Source organism: Pseudomonas sp. Leaf48 (assembly GCF_001421885.1).
Lineage (GTDB): Bacteria > Pseudomonadota > Gammaproteobacteria > Pseudomonadales > Pseudomonadaceae > Aquipseudomonas.
On sequence record NZ_LMLH01000008.1, the window covers coordinates 43,281 to 57,883 of the forward strand.

The 14,603-nt window shown below is 60.1% G+C and carries 14 protein-coding genes; 11 read left to right on the plus strand and 3 right to left on the minus strand.

Annotated features, from left to right (window positions below; genetic code table 11):
* Positions 1 to 23 precede the first annotated feature (23 nt).
* The 3 genes from ASE98_RS07960 to araH all read left to right on the plus strand — a co-directional run bounded on the left by ASE98_RS07960 (position 24) and on the right by araH (position 3,620).
* On the plus strand, positions 24 to 1,028 hold the full coding sequence (locus tag ASE98_RS07960; protein WP_060540833.1) for a substrate-binding domain-containing protein: 1,005 nt from the start codon (positions 24 to 26) through the stop codon (positions 1,026 to 1,028).
* Positions 1,029 to 1,094: 66 nt separating this feature from the next.
* Positions 1,095 to 2,639, plus strand: coding sequence for an L-arabinose ABC transporter ATP-binding protein AraG (araG, locus tag ASE98_RS07965; RefSeq protein ID WP_060540834.1), 1,545 nt, complete (start codon positions 1,095 to 1,097; stop codon positions 2,637 to 2,639).
* 12 nt (positions 2,640 to 2,651) lie between these two features.
* A complete protein-coding gene (araH, locus tag ASE98_RS07970; protein WP_060540895.1) occupies positions 2,652 to 3,620 on the plus strand; it encodes an L-arabinose ABC transporter permease AraH in 969 nt (322 codons plus the stop codon).
* Between the two features lie 84 nt (positions 3,621 to 3,704).
* Here araH and ASE98_RS07975 read toward each other — a convergent pair whose 3' ends face one another.
* Complete coding sequence (locus tag ASE98_RS07975; protein ID WP_060540835.1) at positions 3,705 to 4,031, minus strand: hypothetical protein; 327 nt, start codon at positions 4,029 to 4,031, stop codon at positions 3,705 to 3,707.
* Between the two features lie 338 nt (positions 4,032 to 4,369).
* Here ASE98_RS07975 and ASE98_RS07980 point away from each other — a divergent pair, with 338 nt between their 5' ends.
* From ASE98_RS07980 to ASE98_RS08005, 6 genes are all read left to right on the plus strand, one after another.
* Entirely contained in the window at positions 4,370 to 4,852 is a 483-nt protein-coding gene (locus tag ASE98_RS07980) for a GNAT family N-acetyltransferase (protein WP_060540836.1), read from the plus strand.
* Between the two features lie 276 nt (positions 4,853 to 5,128).
* Positions 5,129 to 6,130 carry a 2-dehydro-3-deoxygalactonokinase gene (locus tag ASE98_RS07985; RefSeq protein ID WP_060540837.1) on the plus strand — a complete coding sequence of 334 codons (1,002 nt, stop codon included), beginning with the start codon at positions 5,129 to 5,131 and terminating at the stop codon, positions 6,128 to 6,130.
* Positions 6,131 to 6,149: 19 nt separating this feature from the next.
* Positions 6,150 to 6,770, plus strand: a complete 621-nt coding sequence (locus tag ASE98_RS07990; RefSeq protein ID WP_060540838.1) for a 2-dehydro-3-deoxy-6-phosphogalactonate aldolase — start codon at positions 6,150 to 6,152, stop codon at positions 6,768 to 6,770.
* A gap of 46 nt (positions 6,771 to 6,816) precedes the next feature.
* The gene (dgoD, locus tag ASE98_RS07995) at positions 6,817 to 7,965 is read left to right on the plus strand and encodes a galactonate dehydratase (protein WP_060540839.1); all 1,149 of its coding nucleotides are present in this window, start codon (positions 6,817 to 6,819) and stop codon (positions 7,963 to 7,965) included.
* 197 nt (positions 7,966 to 8,162) lie between these two features.
* Positions 8,163 to 9,473, plus strand: a complete 1,311-nt coding sequence (locus ASE98_RS08000; RefSeq protein ID WP_060540840.1) for an MFS transporter — start codon at positions 8,163 to 8,165, stop codon at positions 9,471 to 9,473.
* 60 nt (positions 9,474 to 9,533) lie between these two features.
* A complete protein-coding gene (locus tag ASE98_RS08005; protein ID WP_060540841.1) occupies positions 9,534 to 10,337 on the plus strand; it encodes an IclR family transcriptional regulator in 804 nt (267 codons plus the stop codon).
* Between the two features lie 179 nt (positions 10,338 to 10,516).
* Here ASE98_RS08005 and ASE98_RS08010 read toward each other — a convergent pair whose 3' ends face one another.
* Both ASE98_RS08010 and ASE98_RS26495 read right to left on the minus strand, forming a co-directional pair.
* Complete coding sequence (locus ASE98_RS08010; protein WP_060540842.1) at positions 10,517 to 12,181, minus strand: electron transfer flavoprotein-ubiquinone oxidoreductase; 1,665 nt, start codon at positions 12,179 to 12,181, stop codon at positions 10,517 to 10,519.
* A 21-nt stretch (positions 12,182 to 12,202) separates the two neighbouring features.
* On the minus strand, positions 12,203 to 12,622 hold the full coding sequence (locus ASE98_RS26495) for a hypothetical protein (RefSeq protein ID WP_156465482.1): 420 nt from the start codon (positions 12,620 to 12,622) through the stop codon (positions 12,203 to 12,205).
* A 105-nt stretch (positions 12,623 to 12,727) separates the two neighbouring features.
* On the opposite strand from ASE98_RS26495, the gene ASE98_RS08015 reads away from it, so the two are divergent.
* Positions 12,728 to 13,477 (plus strand): electron transfer flavoprotein subunit beta/FixA family protein, encoded by a 750-nt coding sequence (locus ASE98_RS08015; RefSeq protein ID WP_060540843.1) that lies wholly within the window; start codon positions 12,728 to 12,730, stop codon positions 13,475 to 13,477.
* Positions 13,478 to 14,407: an electron transfer flavoprotein subunit alpha/FixB family protein gene (locus tag ASE98_RS08020; protein ID WP_060540844.1), complete on the plus strand. Its 930-nt coding sequence runs from the start codon at positions 13,478 to 13,480 to the stop codon at positions 14,405 to 14,407.
* Positions 14,408 to 14,603 lie beyond the last annotated feature (196 nt).

Here is a 14,603-nt window from a genome sequence, read left to right on the forward strand (position 1 = left end):
AAAAATAACAAAGGAGTCAGCTTATGAATCGTCGTCGTGCCATCCGTTCCCTGTGCTGTGCCGCCCTGGCGGTCACTGCGGTCAGCCTGAGCAGCACACTGCTGGCGGCCGAAGAAGTGAAAATCGGTTTTCTGGTCAAGCAGGCGGAAGAGCCTTGGTTCCAGACTGAATGGGCATTCGCCGAAAAGGCCGGTAAGGAAAAAGGCTTCACCCTGATCAAAATCGCAGTGCCCGACGGCGAGAAGACCCTCTCGGCCATCGACAGCCTGGCGGCCAACGGTGCCAAGGGCTTTGTGATCTGCCCGCCCGATGTGTCCCTGGGCCCGGCGATCATGGCCAAGGCCAAGCTCAACGGGTTGAAAGTGATCGCCGTGGATGATCGCTTTGTCGACGCCAGCGGTAAATTCATGGAAGACGTGCCGTACCTCGGCATGGCCGCCTTCGAAGTCGGCCAGAAACAGGGTGCCGCCATGGCCACCGAAGCGAAAAAGCGCGGCTGGGACTGGAAAGACACTTACGCCGTGATCAACACCTATAACGAACTCGACACTGGCAAGAAACGCACCGACGGTTCGGTCAAAGCCCTCGAAGACGCCGGCATGCCCAAGGACCACATCCTGTTCTCGGCCCTCAAAACCCTCGACGTTCCGGGCAGCATGGACGCCACCAACTCGGCGTTGGTGAAACTGCCGAGCGCGGCGAAGAACCTGATCATCGGCGGGATGAACGACAACACTGTGCTGGGTGGGGTGCGCGCCACCGAAAGCGCCGGTTTCGCGGCGAAGAACGTGATCGGTATCGGCATCAACGGCACTGACGCCATCGGCGAGTTGAAGAAACCCGATAGCGGCTTCTTCGGCTCGATGCTGCCAAGTCCGCATATCGAGGGTTATAACACCGCAAGCATGATGTACGAGTGGGTCACCAAGGGTACGGAGCCGGCGAAATACACCGCCATGGATGACGTGACGCTGATCACCCGCGACAACTTCAAGCAGGAACTGGAAAAGATCGGCCTGTGGAACTGAGGGACGGTTGATTTCAGCGGCGGCCTCGGCGACGGGGCTGCCTGATCTGCGAAAAGAGGTGGGGTTATGCACGCGCAATCAAAAACACAACATCACAACTGCAGTGGCAGCTTGCGCTTCAACGGGATCGGCAAGACCTTTCCCGGGGTCAAGGCGCTCGACGGCATCAGCTTCGTCGCCCATCCGGGGCAGGTTCACGCCCTGATGGGCGAGAACGGCGCAGGCAAATCGACGCTGCTGAAAATCCTCGGCGGTGCCTATACACCGAGTAGCGGTGCGCTGCAGATCGGCGAACACACGATGGACTTCAAGTCCACCGCCGACAGCATCGGCAGCGGCGTCGCGGTGATCCACCAGGAGTTACATCTGGTGCCGGAAATGACCGTGGCGGAGAACCTGTTCCTGGGGCACCTGCCGGCCCGTTTCGGCCTGATCAATCGAGGTGTCCTGCGTCAGCAAGCCCTGGCTTGTCTCAAGGGCCTGGCCGAGGAAATCGATCCCCAGGAAAAAGTCGGGCGCCTGTCCCTCGGCCAGCGGCAACTGGTGGAAATTGCCAAGGCATTGTCCCGAGGCGCCCATGTGATTGCCTTCGACGAACCGACCAGCAGCCTGTCGGCGCGGGAGATCGAGCGCTTGATGGCGATCATCGGCCGACTGCGCGACGAAGGCAAAGTGGTGCTGTACGTCTCCCATCGCATGGAAGAAGTGTTCCGCATCTGCAACGCGGTGACGGTGTTCAAGGACGGCCGCTTCGTGCGCACGTTCGAGGACATGAGCCAGCTGACCCATGATCAACTGGTCACTTGCATGGTCGGGCGCGACATCCAGGACATCTACGACTATCGGCCTCGCCAGCGGGGCGCCGTGGCACTCAAGGTCGATGGCCTGCAAGGGCCGGGCTTGCGTGAGCCGGTGAGCTTCCAGGTGCACAAAGGCGAAATTCTCGGGCTGTTCGGTTTGGTCGGCGCCGGCCGCACCGAGCTGTTGCGCATGCTCAGCGGGCTGGAACGCAATAGTGCCGGACGTCTTGAACTGCGCGGCCATGAACTGAAACTGCGCTCACCCCGGGATGCGATTGCCGCCGGCATTCTGTTGTGTCCCGAAGACCGCAAGAAAGAGGGCATCCTGCCCCTGGCGAGCGTCGCCGAGAACATCAACATCAGCGCACGCGGTGCCCATTCCAGCTTCGGCTGCCTGCTGCGCGGCCTGTGGGAGAAGGACAACGCCGATCAGCAGATCAAGGCTCTGAAAGTGAAGACGCCCAATGCGGCGCAGAAAATCATGTACCTGTCCGGCGGCAATCAGCAGAAGGCCATTCTCGGCCGCTGGCTGTCGATGCCGATGAAAGTCCTGCTGCTCGACGAACCCACCCGTGGCATCGACATCGGCGCCAAGGCCGAGATCTACCAGATCATCCATAACCTGGCCGCCAGCGGCATCGCGGTGATCGTGGTGTCCAGTGACCTGATGGAAGTCATGGGCATTTCCGACCGCATCCTGGTGCTGTGCGAAGGCGCGTTGCGTGGCGAACTGAGCCGCGACCAGGCCAATGAATCCAACCTGCTGCAAATGGCTTTGCCGCGCCAACGCGCTGACGGCGTGGCGAACTGAGGGGTGACTATGATGACAATCCAAAACAACACATTGCCGGCGACTCGCAAACCTCTGGACCTGCGGCGTTTTCTCGATGACTGGGTAATGCTGCTGGCCGCGGTCGGGATCTTCGTCGCCTGCACCTTGCTGATCGACAACTTTCTTTCGCCGCTGAACATGCGTGGCCTGGGCCTGGCGATTTCCACCACCGGCATCGCCGCCTGCACCATGCTGTATTGCCTGGCATCCGGGCATTTCGACCTGTCGGTGGGCTCGGTGATCGCCTGTGCCGGGGTCGTTGCAGCCGTGGTCATGCGCGACACCGACAGTGTGTTTCTCGGTGTCAGTGCAGCCCTGGTGATGGGCCTGATCGTGGGACTGATCAACGGCATCGTGATTGCCAAGCTGCGGGTCAATGCGTTGATCACCACACTGGCGACCATGCAGATCGTGCGTGGTCTGGCTTACATTTTCGCTAACGGCAAAGCGGTGGGGGTGTCACAGGAATCGTTTTTCGTCTTCGGTAATGGCCAGTTGTTTGGCGTGCCGGTGCCGATCCTGATTACCATCGTCTGCTTCCTGTTTTTCGGCTGGCTGCTCAACTACACCACCTACGGGCGCAACACCATGGCCATCGGCGGCAACCAGGAAGCGGCGCTGCTGGCCGGGGTCAACGTGGACCGGACCAAGATCATTATCTTTGCCGTGCACGGCGTGATCGGCGCGCTGGCCGGGGTGATCCTGGCCTCGCGCATGACGTCCGGCCAGCCGATGATCGGCCAGGGTTTCGAACTCACAGTGATCTCGGCCTGCGTGCTGGGCGGGGTGTCGCTGAGCGGCGGGATCGGCATGATCCGCCATGTGATTGCCGGTGTGTTGATTCTGGCGATCATCGAGAATGCGATGAACCTGAAGAACATCGACACGTTTTATCAGTACGTGATTCGCGGTTCGATCCTGTTGCTGGCGGTGGTGATTGACCGTCTCAAGCAGCGCTGACAATTATTGCCCGCAGGAGCGAGCTTGCTTTCGAAAAGGCTCGCTAAGCCGGCACTTGAATCAGCTTCGGTGCCGACCTGCATTCTATTGGCTGATCCCGCCTTCTTTGCCCGAACTGTCGGTAGTGGTCGAACCGAGTCCGCCTTGGGTGGGTGTTTTAGTGTCCGGTAGATTCATGCCGCCCTGGCGACCAGGATCATTGCCCTGATCCCGTGGGTCGTTGCCGGTGGACGGTGGCAGGCCGCTGTCGAGGCCTGAACCGGTATGGGTCACGGGGGCGCTCTGGATAGCCGGAGCTTTGGGGTTTTCCACTGGATTGGTGGGGCCGGTGCTGGAGCCAATGTTCCCGGCGTAGGCACCGGAGGCCAACAAGGCGGTGAGGGCGAGGGCGGTCAACCTGGACAGGATCATGGTGTCGTCTCCAGCGAGTAGAGTGCTTAGTTGATTAGTCCGCCCCCGAATTGCATGGGTGCCAGACGTGCGACGAACGGCTTGGTATCAGGCTTGTGTGGCTCTGCGGCGGAGGTCCTCTATGGCGAGGAGCTCACTGTGGCGAGGGGGCTCACTGTGGCGAGGGGGCTTGCCCCCGCTGGACTGCGCAGCAGTCCCCTTCCATGATCGGCGCCATCCAGATATTGGGGGTTGCTGCGCAACCCGACGGGGGCAAGCCCCCTCGCCACAGCAAGCCCCCTCGCCACAAATCCCGTGCCGACTTAGTATGGCGTTTTCAATTTTGACAAGGCACGTCCATGACGATCGAAATCCGCCCGGCGACCCCCAGTGACGCGCCGCAAATTCTCGCGTTCATCACTGAACTGGCCGACTACGAACGTGCCCGTCATGAAGTCATCGCCAGCGTCGCCGACATCGAGCGCAGTCTGTTCAGTGAAGGCGCTACTGCCCATGGCCTGATCTGCCTGCGCGACGGTGTGCCGATCGGGTTCGCGGTGTTCTTCTTCAGTTACTCCACCTGGCTGGGGAGCAACTGCCTGTACCTTGAAGACCTCTACATCACCCCTGATCAGCGCGGTGGCGGGGCGGGCAAGACCTTGCTGCGGCATCTGGCGAAAATCGCCTGCGCCAATGATTGCGGGCGCTTTGAGTGGAGCGTGCTGGAGTGGAATACCCCGGCCATCGACTTCTACAAATCCCTGGGCGCGCAGCCGCAGGAAGAGTGGGTTCGCTATCGCATGGATGGCAAGGTCCTTCGCGAGTTCGCAGACGGAAATTGAACCGTGATATTTCGCTGTAAACCCATTCCGTAGGAGCTAGCTTGCCAGCGATGGCGGGCTCAAGAGCAATGCAGCCCTTGAGATTGAATCGCCAGCACGTCGGCTCCTGCAGGGCAATGTACGCTTTGAATATCGCAGAAATCGACGTCTGCGATTTTTTTTGCCTGAAATCTATTAATCCCAATATGTGGGAGTGATATTTATATATTGAGATTTCGGCGCATCAGGGTTTATAGTCCGGCTCACTCACTGCCAAAAACCAAAACAGGTGAAGCGATGCGGGCGCAATTGATCGCGCTGGATTGGGGGACAACCTCATTACGTGCTTACAAACTGGCCGAAGGTGGCAAGGTGCTCGAACAGCGTTCGCTGTCGTCGGGAATCATGCAACTGCCCAAGGTGCCGCGAATCATTGCCGGTCGGGAATGCACCGACGGTTTCGAACTGGCCTTCGATGAGGCATGCAGCGACTGGCTCGACGCGCAACCCGGCTTGCCGGTGATTGCCTGTGGCATGGTCGGCAGCGCCCAGGGCTGGCGCGAAGCGGCCTACCGCGATACACCGGCGAACGTCGCCACGCTTGGTACGTCCCTGCAAACCGTTCGCAGTATTCGTGGAATCGATGTGCACATCGTGCCGGGGGTGATTCAACGTTCGCGTCTGCCGAATGTGATGCGTGGCGAAGAAACCCAGGTGCTCGGCGTGCTGCAAAATCTGCCGGGCGAGGCGGGCGAGGCGGGCGGGGATCTGTTGATCGGCCTGCCGGGCAGTCATTCGAAATGGGTGGAAGTGGCCGACGGCTGCATCGTCCATTTCGATACCTTCATGACCGGCGAAATCTTCGCCGTGCTCAGCGAGCACAGCATTCTGGGGCGCACCCAGCAGCGTAGCGCGACCTTCGATGGCGACGCTTTTGATCGCGGTGTACAGGTGGCGTTATCGGCGGACGGTGAAATCGGTCCGCTGTCGACCCTGTTCAGCGCCCGCAGCCTGGGCCTGACCGGCGAACTGAGTGCCACGGCGCAAGCCGACTACCTGTCCGGCCTGTTGATCGGCCATGAGTTGTCGGCCCTGGCCTGTGCTCAACGGCGCCGGCGCAACAGCGTGCACCTGCCTTCGATCATCCTCATCGGTAACGCCCAACTCTGCGCCCGCTACAGCCGCGCGCTCGACGCTTGTGGCTTTGCCCGGGTGACCCTGGCCGAGCAGGCCACCGAACACGGATTGTGGCAACTGGCGCTCGCCGCCGGTCTGATCACGCTCACCCTGTCCCGTTAATCCTGACTGGAGGTCTGACATGCTCAAACAAGCCCTGGCGCAAAACGGTCTGATCGCGATCTTGCGCGGCCTGCGCCCACAGGAAGCGGCGGCCATCGGCGAAGTCCTGTACGGCGCCGGATTTCGCGTCATCGAGGTGCCGCTCAATTCCCCTGAGCCGTACGAAAGTATTCGCATCCTGCGTAGCACCTTGCCCGCCGATTGCCTGATTGGCGCCGGCACGGTGCTGACGCCGGAGCAGGTCGGGCAAGTGAAAGCGGCGGGCGGTCAGGTGATCGTCATGCCACACAGCGATCCGCAAGTATTGCGCGCGGCGAAGGCCGCCGGACTGTACCTGTCGCCGGGTGTCGCCACGCCGACCGAAGCCTTCGCCGCACTGGCGCTGGGCGCCGATGTGCTGAAGATGTTTCCGGCCGAGCAGATGGGGCCGGCAGTCGTAAAAGCCTGGCTCGCGGTGTTGCCCGCCGGGACGACTCTGGTGCCGGTCGGCGGCATCACCCCGGACAACATGCAGGTCTTTATCGAAGCAGGCGTCAAGGGTTTCGGTCTCGGATCCGGCCTGTTCAAGCCGGGAATGACGCCGGAGCAAGTGGCGGCCAATGCCAAGGCCTACGTCGCTGCATGGAACGCTCTGCGTTAAGACTTTTTCGGCGCCGAGCGCGCTGCATCCAATAAGAGAGCCAAAGATGAAAATCACTAAACTGACCACCTTCATCGTTCCGCCGCGCTGGTGCTTCCTCAAGGTCGAAACCGATGAGGGCGTGACCGGTTGGGGCGAGCCCGTGGTCGAAGGCCGCGCTCATACCGTCGCAGCGGCCGTTGAAGAATTGTCCGACTACCTGATCGGCAAAGACCCACGCAATATCGAAGATATCTGGACGGTGCTGTACCGCGGCGGCTTCTACCGGGGTGGCGCGATTCACATGAGTGCCCTGGCCGGTATCGATCAGGCTTTGTGGGACATCAAGGGCAAGGCGTTGGGGGTGTCGGTCAGTGATCTGCTCGGTGGTCAGGTGCGCGACAAGATTCGTGTGTATTCATGGATCGGTGGCGACCGCCCGGCGGACACGGCGCGGGCTGCGAAGGAAGCGGTAGAGCGTGGTTTCACTGCGGTGAAAATGAACGGCACCGAAGAGCTGCAGTTCCTCGACTCCTTCGAAAAAGTAGACCTGGCCCTGGCCAACGTCGCCGCCGTGCGTGATGCGGTGGGGCCGAACGTGGGCATTGGCGTGGACTTCCATGGCCGGGTGCACAAGCCCATGGCCAAGGTGCTGATGAAGGAGCTCGATCCGTACAAACTGATGTTTATTGAAGAGCCCGTACTCAGCGAAAACTATGAAGCGTTGAAAGAACTGGCACCACTGACCAGCACGCCGATTGCACTCGGTGAGCGCTTGTTTTCCCGTTGGGATTTCAAGCGCGTGCTCAGTGAAGGTTACGTCGACATCATCCAGCCCGATGCGTCCCACGCCGGCGGTATCACCGAGACCCGCAAGATCGCCAACATGGCCGAAGCCTACGACGTCGCGCTGGCGCTGCATTGCCCGCTGGGCCCGATCGCCCTGGCGGCCTGTCTGCAACTGGACGCCGCCTGCTACAACGCCTTCATCCAGGAACAGAGCCTGGGCATCCATTACAACGAAAGCAACGACCTGCTCGACTACGTCAAGGACCCGCGGGTGTTCGACTATGACCAGGGCTTCGTGAAGATCCCGAATGGCCCGGGCCTGGGTATCGAGATCAACGAGGAATATGTGATCGAACGCGCCGCCGTCGGCCACCGCTGGCGCAACCCGATCTGGCGCCATGCCGATGGCAGTTTTGCCGAGTGGTGAGTTCTCCCTGATCCACCATTGATCTCCTCTGTGGGAGCGGGCTTGCTCGCGAAAGCGGAGTATCAGTCGACATGAATGTTGAAAGAAGTACCGCTTTCGCGAGCAAGCCCGCTCCCACATTTGAACTTCCTCGACCGGGAGAACTGCGCTCTCTTCAATTTTAACGACCTCAATAAACATAAAAAGAGGCACTCCTCATGCAACCGCAAACCCTCACCGGGCAGGCGTCGTTGGTGGCGCCCAGCCGCAAGCGTTTTTTCATCATGGTGCTGCTTTTCATCACCGTGGTGATCAACTACCTGGACCGCAGCAACCTGTCGATTGCCGCCCCGGCGCTGACCAGCGACCTGGGGATCGACCCGATTCATGTCGGCCTGATCTTTTCCGCGTTCGGCTGGACCTACGCCGCCATGCAGATTCCTGGCGGCTGGCTGGTGGACCGAGTGCCGCCGCGCATCCTTTACACCGCTGCGCTGCTGCTCTGGTCGATTGCCACGGTGATGCTCGGTTTTGCCGCCAGCTTTATCGCGCTGTTCGTGCTGCGCATGGCGGTGGGTGCTCTGGAAGCGCCGGCTTATCCGATCAACAGCCGCGTCGTCACCACCTGGTTCCCCGAGCGCGAGCGCGCCACGGCCATCGGTTTCTACACCTCCGGGCAGTTCGTTGGTCTGGCTTTCCTGACACCGGTTCTGGCCTGGCTGCAACACGAATTCGGCTGGCACATGGTGTTTGTCGCCACCGGCGCGGTGGGCATTCTCTGGGCGGTGATCTGGTACGCGGTGTATCGCGAGCCACGGGATTTCAAAGGTGCCAACGAGGCAGAAATCGACCTGATCCGCGAAGGCGGCGGGCTGGTGGATATTCAGGCCGAGCAAGCCAAAGTCAAAGCCAAATTCAGTTGGACCGACCTGGGCATTGTCCTGACCAAGCGCAAGCTCTGGGGTATCTACCTCGGCCAGTTCTGCCTCAACTCGACCCTGTGGTTCTTCCTGACCTGGTTCCCGACCTACCTGGTGAAATACCGCGGCATGGACTTCATCAAGTCCGGCTTGTTGGCGTCACTGCCGTTTCTCGCGGCGTTCGTTGGCGTGCTGTGTTCCGGGTTCTTTTCGGACTTGCTGATCCGCCGCGGCTATACAGTAGGGTTCGCCCGCAAATTACCGATCATCAGTGGCCTGCTGATTTCCATCTCGATCATCGGCGCCAACTTTGTCGAGTCGACGCCGCTGGTGATCGCCTTTCTCGCGCTGGCGTTCTTCGGCAACGGCCTGGCTTCCATCACCTGGTCGCTGGTATCGACGCTCGCCCCGGCACGTTTGCTGGGACTGACCGGTGGCGTGTTCAACTTCATCGGCAACCTGTCGGCCATCGCTACGCCTATCGTCATCGGTTTCCTCGCCAGCGGTGATTCTTTTGCCCCGGCGATCACCTATATCTCGGTGCTGGCGTTGATCGGTGCGCTTTCCTACATCTTGCTGGTGGGCAAGGTCGAGCGTATCAAGTTGTAGTCGTGGCACGCGGGCGACCATAATGCCGCCCGTTCACTCGCTCAACGGTAAAGGCTGGATATGCAGGAAGACGCCCCAAAAATCGCCAAGGACGCCGCGCCGACCGGTACCCAGACCCTGCTTCGCGGTTTGGGTGTGGTCCAGGCCGTGGCCAGTGGCGCCCGCGATCTCAAGGAGATCGCCCGGTTGATCGGAACCACGCGCAGCACTACCCATCGCCTGGCCAGTTGCCTGGTGGAGGAGCGTTACCTGCGGGTGGTGCCGCAGGTGGGTTACTTGTTGGGGCCCAAGCTGATCGAACTGGGTTTCCAGGCACGCGAAGAGCTGCCGTTGGTGACCCTGGCCGGGCCTTATCTGGATGAGCTGTCGGCGTTGACTGGCGACACTATCCACCTGGCGATTCGCGAGGGCGACGAGGTGCTGTACCTGCACAAGAATCCGGGGCGCAATGGCCCGGAAATGCGTTCGCGGGTTGGCCATCGCATGCCGTTGGCGCGCACCGGTATCGGCAAGGCACTGATGCTCGATGATTCGCCGCAGGAGTGGCAGCGGCTGTACGAAATCAGCCTGCCGGTGGGTGGGAAAAATCTGTTCTGGCCGCAGCACCCGGAGCAATCCTGGGAGCAGTTCCAGCAGCGCATGGTCGAGTATGTGGCCGGCGGCTACGCCTTCGACCTGGAAGACAACGAACCGTCGATCCGCTGCGTGGCGGCGCCGATTCGTGACGCGAGCAAGCGCATCGTGGCCGCCATCAGTATCGCCAGTACCGTGCCGTACATGCCGCTGGAAAAAATGGCCGAGCTGATTCCGTTGATAAAGGGCACTACGGCGCGTCTATCGGCAGAACTGGGTCTCAAGCTTTAAACACAACCCAATGTGGGAGCGGGCTTGCTCGCGAATGCGGTACGTCATTCAACACTGATGTCGACTTATACATCGCATTCGCGAGCAAGCCCGCTCCCACATCGGCCGTGTTGTGCCCCGAATTGCGGGCAACAAAAAGGCCCCCATTCGGGAGCCTTTTCGATGTTTCGGCGTTCGGCTTACATGTTCGGGTAAGTCGGGCCGCCAGCGCCTTCCGGCGTCACCCAGGTGATGTTCTGTGCAGGGTCCTTGATGTCGCAGGTCTTGCAGTGAACGCAGTTCTGGGCGTTGATCTGGAAGCGCTTCTCGCCGTCTTCCTTGGTGATCACTTCGTATACACCGGCCGGGCAGTAGCGCTGGGCTGGTTCATCGTACATTGGCAGGTTCTTGCTGATCGGGATGCTCGGGTCGGTCAGCTTCAGGTGGCAAGGCTGTTCTTCTTCGTGGTTGGTACCGGAGATGAACACCGAGCTGAGTTTGTCGAAGCTGATCTTGCCGTCCGGTTTCGGATAGTCGATCTTCTTGCAGTCGGCGGCGAGCTTGAGGCACGCGTAATCCGGCTTGGTGTCGTGCAGGGTGAACGGCAGTTTGCCGCCGAAGATGTTCTGGTCCAGCCAGTTGAAACCGCCACCGACGATCGCGCCGAACTTGTGGATCGCCGGGCCGAAGTTGCGGCTGGCGAACAGTTCTTCGTGCAGCCAGCTGTTCTTGAAGGCGTCGACGTAGGAGGTCAGCTCTTCGGTACCGTCCTTCTCGGCGAACAGCGCGTCGGCTACCGATTCAGCGGCGAGCATGCCGGACTTCATCGCGGTGTGGCTGCCTTTGATCTTGGCGAAGTTCAGGGTGCCGAGGTCGCAACCGATCAGCGCGCCGCCCTTGAAGACCATCTTCGGCAGCGAGTTCAGGCCGCCCTTGCAGATGGCACGGGCGCCGTAGCTGATGCGCTTGCCGCCTTCCAGGTACTGCTTGAGTACCGGGTGATGCTTGAGGCGCTGGAACTCGTCGAACGGCGACAGGTAAGTGTTGCTGTAGGACAGGTCGACGATCAGGCCCACTACAACCTGGTTGTTTTCCAGGTGATAGAGGAACGAGCCGCCGGTGTTCTCGGTGCCCATGATGTCCATCGGCCAACCGGCGGTGTGCACTACCAGGCCTGGCTGGTGCTTGGCCGGGTCGATTTCCCAGATTTCTTTCAGGCCGATGCCGTAATGCTGGGCGTCGGCATCGCTGGCGAGGTTGAAGCGCTGGATCAGTTGCTTGCCGATGTGGCCACGGCAGCCTTCGGCGAACAGTGTGTACTTGCCACGCAGTTCCATGCCCGGGGTGTACAGGCCTTCTTTCGGATGACCTTCGCGGTCAACGCCCAGGTCGCCGGTGATGATCCCGCGCACCACGCCGTTTTCGTCGATCAGCGCTTCCTGAGCGGCGAAGCCCGGGTAGATTTCCACGCCCAGGTTCTCGGCCTGCTGGGCCAGCCAGCGGCACAGATTGCCCAGGGAGATGATGTAGTTGCCTTCGTTGTGCATGGTCTTGGGCACAAAGAAGTCAGGAATTTTCTGCGCGCTTTCGGCGTTTTTCAGCACGAAAATGTCATCGCGGGTGACCGGCGTGTTCAGCGGAGCGCCGAGTTCTTTCCAGTCCGGGAACAGTTCGTTCAGGGCCCGTGGTTCGAACACGGCACCAGAAAGGATGTGAGCGCCGACTTCGGAGCCTTTTTCGACCACGCAGACGCTGATTTCCTTACCGGCTTGCGCGGCTTTCTGTTTCAGGCGGCAGGCAGCGGAAAGGCCAGCGGGGCCGGCACCGACGATGACCACGTCGAATTCCATGTATTCGCGTTCCACAGGCTATCTCCTACTCAAGGCTCAACAGTTTTTTTCTAATTTTGGAGTTTCGGTGTCGCATCCTTGAATCCCGATGTAACGTCGGGAGAGGACAATCGAGTGACCACCTTTCTCTTTGGGTGGCGCATTATATCTACACCACTCCCAGCGTCCAATACAAACGTTTGTTTGAATTGCCTCAAGGCCAGAGAAATCAAAGTCACGCGCCGTATGAACGGCTATTTTGGCGTATTGACCGGAATAGGCGTTCCGGTCAAGATACGGGCGGTTTTGCGCTCGCCGTAGGCTGACTGTTGGTTTCAAGAGCACCTCTAAAGACAGGGCGATGGCAGTAGAAGTGATGCGCAGTGCAGCTTGGACTCGCAGTTTACACGCCGCGATAAGGAATGACTCGATAGTCACCACTGACGAACGGTCATCAACGTCATGCGCGATGGTCACTTGACACTGTGCCGGCGTTTTTGGAGGTGCCCTTGCGCCCGATGAGTATCAACCGCCAGGTTCGCCTAGGCGACTTTCTTTTCACCGGAGAGTAACGAGGAATCCATGAAGGTTCTTGTAGCTGTCAAACGCGTTGTGGATTACAACGTGAAAGTTCGCGTCAAGGCGGACAATTCCGGCGTCGATCTTGCCAACGTCAAGATGTCGATGAACCCGTTCTGCGAGATCGCCGTTGAAGAAGCTGTACGCCTGAAAGAGAAGGGTGTTGCGACTGAAATCGTCGTCGTCTCCGTCGGCCCGTCCACCGCTCAAGAGCAACTGCGCACCGCGCTGGCTCTGGGTGCTGACCGCGCCATCCTCGTCGAGTCCGCCGAAGACCTGACCTCCCTGGCCGTTGCCAAACTGTTGAAAGCTGTAGTCGACAAGGAACAGCCTCAGCTGGTGATCCTTGGCAAACAAGCGATCGACAGCGACAACAACCAGACTGGCCAGATGCTGGCTGCACTGAGCGGCTACGGTCAGGGCACCTTCGCTTCGAAAGTCGAAATCAGCGGCGACAGCGTTGCTGTGACTCGCGAAATCGACGGCGGCGCGCAGACGGTTTCCCTGAAACTGCCGGCCATCGTCACCACCGACCTGCGTTTGAACGAGCCGCGCTATGCGTCTCTGCCAAACATCATGAAAGCCAAGAAGAAGCCTCTCGAGACGCTGACTCCGGACGCTTTGGGCGTTTCCACCGCCTCCACCAACAAGACCCTGAAAGTCGAAGCGCCTGCTGCACGCAGCGCGGGTATCAAGGTCAAGTCGGTGGCTGAACTGGTCGAGAAACTGAAAAACGAAGCGAAGGTAATCTAAATGACTATCTTGGTTATTGCTGAACACGACAACAAAGTGCTGGCCCCGGCCACACTGAACACCGTTGCTGCCGCTGCCAAGATTGGCGGTGACATCCACGTTCTGGTTGCAGGCCAGGGCGCTGGCGCCGTGGCTGAAGCCGCTGCGCAAGTGGCTGGCGTGAGCAAAGTATTGGTCGCTGATAACGCTGCCTACGCTCACCAACTGCCGGAAAACGTCGCTCCTCTGGTCGCAGAGTTGGGCAATGGCTACAGCCACATCCTGGCTGCCGCCACTTCCAACGGCAAAAACATCCTGCCGCGCGTTGCCGCTGCACTGGACGTTGACCAGATCTCCGAGATCATCTCGGTAGAAAGCGCTGACACCTTCAAGCGCCCGATCTACGCGGGTAACGCCATCGCTACCGTTCAATCGAACGCTGCAGTGAAAGTGATCACCGTGCGTGCCACCGGTTTCGATCCGGTTGCCGCTACCGGTGGTTCGGCGGCTATTGAAGCCGTTGGCGCTGCCCACGACGCTGGTATCTCCAGCTTCGTCGGCGAGGAACTGGCCAAGTCCGATCGTCCGGAACTGACCGCTGCCAAGATCGTCGTTTCGGGCGGTCGCGGCATGCAGAACGGTGACAACTTCAAACACCTGTACGCTCTGGCCGACAAGCTGGGCGCTGCCGTGGGTGCTTCGCGCGCCGCGGTCGACGCAGGTTTCGTACCTAACGACATGCAGGTCGGTCAGACCGGCAAGATCGTTGCTCCACAGCTGTACATCGCCGTCGGTATCTCCGGCGCGATCCAGCACCTGGCCGGCATGAAAGACTCCAAGGTGATCGTCGCGATCAACAAGGACGAAGAAGCGCCGATCTTCCAGGTGGCCGATTACGGCCTGGTGGCGGACCTGTTCGAAGCCATCCCTGAGCTGGAGAAGCTGGTTTAAACCGGCTGCTTCACTTATAAAAGAGCCCGACCGTCTGGTCGGGTTTTTTTTTTGTTTTTTTTACCCTGTAGGAGCGAGCAGGCTCGCGATGGACGTCAACGATGACGCGGGGAACCTGGATAAACGCGGTGCATTTGACACCATCGCGAGCCGGCTCGCGCCTACAGGGGATATAAACGGTCTGAACGGGAGCGTG

Coding starts and splice junctions, on each gene's coding strand:
- araH (WP_060540895.1), top strand. CDS start 2,652: ATGACAATCCAAAACAACACATTGCCGGCGACTCGCAAACCTCTGGAC.
- ASE98_RS08020 (WP_060540844.1), top strand. CDS start 13,478: ATGACTATCTTGGTTATTGCTGAACACGACAACAAAGTGCTGGCCCCG.
- ASE98_RS07985 (WP_060540837.1), top strand. CDS start 5,129: ATGCGGGCGCAATTGATCGCGCTGGATTGGGGGACAACCTCATTACGT.
- ASE98_RS07960 (WP_060540833.1), top strand. CDS start 24: ATGAATCGTCGTCGTGCCATCCGTTCCCTGTGCTGTGCCGCCCTGGCG.
- ASE98_RS08015 (WP_060540843.1), top strand. CDS start 12,728: ATGAAGGTTCTTGTAGCTGTCAAACGCGTTGTGGATTACAACGTGAAA.
- ASE98_RS07980 (WP_060540836.1), top strand. CDS start 4,370: ATGACGATCGAAATCCGCCCGGCGACCCCCAGTGACGCGCCGCAAATT.
- dgoD (WP_060540839.1), top strand. CDS start 6,817: ATGAAAATCACTAAACTGACCACCTTCATCGTTCCGCCGCGCTGGTGC.
- ASE98_RS08000 (WP_060540840.1), top strand. CDS start 8,163: ATGCAACCGCAAACCCTCACCGGGCAGGCGTCGTTGGTGGCGCCCAGC.
- ASE98_RS08005 (WP_060540841.1), top strand. CDS start 9,534: ATGCAGGAAGACGCCCCAAAAATCGCCAAGGACGCCGCGCCGACCGGT.
- araG (WP_060540834.1), top strand. CDS start 1,095: ATGCACGCGCAATCAAAAACACAACATCACAACTGCAGTGGCAGCTTG.
- ASE98_RS07990 (WP_060540838.1), top strand. CDS start 6,150: ATGCTCAAACAAGCCCTGGCGCAAAACGGTCTGATCGCGATCTTGCGC.
- ASE98_RS07975 (WP_060540835.1), bottom strand. CDS start 4,031: ATGATCCTGTCCAGGTTGACCGCCCTCGCCCTCACCGCCTTGTTGGCC.